Origin of the sequence: Acidovorax delafieldii 2AN (assembly GCF_000175235.1) — a bacterium.
Taxonomy (GTDB): domain Bacteria; phylum Pseudomonadota; class Gammaproteobacteria; order Burkholderiales; family Burkholderiaceae_C; genus Acidovorax; species Acidovorax delafieldii_B.
In genome coordinates this window covers 1-1,476 of the sequence record NZ_ACQT01000477.1, presented here as the reverse complement: position 1 = coordinate 1,476, position 1,476 = coordinate 1, and the positions used below count along the sequence as shown (strand labels likewise).

Annotated in this window: 2 protein-coding genes; both read right to left on the bottom strand. The window is 68.8% G+C overall.

All coding sequences use genetic code 11. From position 1 onward, the window contains the following. Positions 1–5: 5 nt before the first annotated feature. Positions 6–674, bottom strand: a complete 669-nt coding sequence (locus ACDELDRAFT_RS22380; protein ID WP_040330658.1) for a MotA/TolQ/ExbB proton channel family protein — start codon at positions 672–674, stop codon at positions 6–8. Between the two features lie 19 nt (positions 675–693). Further along, the coding region (dapB, locus tag ACDELDRAFT_RS22375) for a 4-hydroxy-tetrahydrodipicolinate reductase (RefSeq protein WP_050784224.1) at positions 694–1,476 on the bottom strand (783 nt) is incomplete at its 5' end.

Below are 1,476 nucleotides of genomic sequence, written 5' to 3'. Positions count from 1 at the left end.
CCACGTCAAGACTCCGGATGCTGCGCGAGCAGTTCGCGCAGATCGCGGGCGAAGCCTTCGAGGTCGGCCTCGATGCGGCCCACGAAGCGCCCGAACACGTTGTAGGCCAGCACGGCAGGGATGGCCACCGCCAGGCCCGCCGCCGTCATCACCAGGGCCTCGCCCACCGGGCCGGCCACGCGGTCGATGGTGATCTGCCCGGCCCCCGCCATGGCAGTGAGGGCATGGTAGATGCCCCACACCGTGCCCAGCAGGCCGACGAACGGCGCCGTGGAGCCCACCGTGGCCAGCAGCACCTGGCCCCACTGCAGCCGGCCCAGCGCGCCGTGCAGCGCATCGCGCAGCACACGGGTCAGCTGCTGCGACAGGCTGCCGGCTGTGGCCAAGGTGGCCTGCGGCGCCGCGGCCCCGTCTTGCGCTACTGAATTTGCAGCAACAACCATAGGCAGCACAAGCGCCTCACGGTCAAATGACTGCAAACGCTGCACAGCGGCATCGAGCGATGGCGCCTGCCAGAACGCTGCGGTGCACCGCGCCACGTCGCCCGTGGCCCGGTGCATGAGGCGCAGCTTCCAGAAGATGACCACCCAGCTGGCGACCGACATGGCCAGAAGAAGCAGCGCCGCGACCTGCGTCACGGCATCTCCTTGTCGCCACCAGTGCAGTGCATCCACGTCGGGCACCTGCGGCGTATCAGTTCAGCCCGAGCACGTCGAACATGTCGAACATGCCGGATTGGCGGTCTGCCAGGAAGCGCACGGCCCGCAGGCTGCCCTGGGCGTAGGTGGCGCGGCTGGACGACTTGTGCGAGATCTCGATGCGCTCGCCAATGCCGGCGAACAGCACGGTATGGTCGCCCACGATGTCGCCACCGCGGATGGTGGCAAAGCCGATGCTCGACGGATCGCGCTCACCCGTCACGCCTTCGCGGGCGTACACAGCGCAATCCTTGAGGTCGCGGCCCAGGGCTTCGGCAATCACCTCACCCATCTTGAGCGCGGTGCCCGATGGCGCATCGACCTTGTGGCGGTGGTGGGCTTCGATGATTTCGATGTCGTAGCCCGTGGCCATGGCCTTGGCCGCCATCTGCAGCAGCTTGAGCGTGACGTTGACGCCCACGCTCATGTTGGGCGCCATCACGATGGCGATGCGCTGGGCGAACGCGGCGATCTCGGCCTTTTGCGCCTCGGTGAACCCGGTCGTGCCCACGACCGCCTTCACGCCCAGTTCGCTGCAGACAGCCAAATGGGCCAGCGTGCCCTCGGGGCGCGTGAAGTCGATCAGCACGTCGGCATTCCTGAGGCCGGCACGCAGGTCGGCCGTGATGGCAACGCCGCTCGCGTGGCCCAGAAACGCGGTGGCATCCGAGCCGATGGCCGGGCTGGCCGCCACGTCCAGCGCACCGGCCAGCACCAGGTCGTCGCTGGCGCGCAGGGCCTCGATCAGCATGCGGCCCATGCGGCCGGAAGCCCCTGC